The organism is Vibrio sp. 1641 (genome assembly GCF_033339995.1).
Lineage (GTDB): Bacteria > Pseudomonadota > Gammaproteobacteria > Enterobacterales > Vibrionaceae > Vibrio > Vibrio alginolyticus.
This window is the reverse complement of the sequence record NZ_JAWOVP010000499.1, coordinates 1-523: the sequence shown is the minus strand read 5'-3', so window position 1 is coordinate 523 and position 523 is coordinate 1. Positions and strand designations below refer to the sequence as shown.

The following is a 523-nucleotide window of genomic DNA, read 5'->3' as shown; positions in this document are numbered from 1 at the left end:
CAGAACAGGCGCACTTGCTTGAACAGGTGCAGCCGCTGCTGGAGCTGATGTCGATGCGCCTGGTGCAGCACCTTTACCGTGCAGCTCATCAAGAAGTTTTTCAAACTCGTCTTGAGTAATTTCGTCGACAGAACCTATAGAACCCGCCTCCGTTATGTCGGCTGCAGGGGCAGCTGGCACTTCGTTAGCAGGTTCTGGGATAACTGGTTCTGGAGTAACGATAGGTTCTTCAACCACAGTAGCTACTTCGTCTTCAGACTCAGGCTTACATAGACGGTGCAGTTCATCCAGCAACGCAGGGTCTGCAGCTTCTAACGCTTCTCGATCTTGCACAGCTTGGAACTGGGTATTTACCGTATCCAACGCCTTCAACATGGTATCCATGAGACTTGGCGTTACAGAACGTTGGCCATTTCGCAACACGTCGAACACGTTCTCTGCACCGTGGCAGGTGTCGACCAGTTCTGCTAAGGATAGGAAACCGGCACCACCTTTCACGGTATGGAAACCGCGGAAGATAGCA

1 protein-coding gene is annotated in these 523 nt (G+C 52.0%); it reads right to left on the bottom strand.

The window, feature by feature from the left end:
- Positions 1–523, bottom strand: a 523-nt coding sequence (locus R7Z47_RS26785) for an Hpt domain-containing protein (RefSeq protein WP_318131016.1), incomplete at both ends; no start/stop codon positions are given.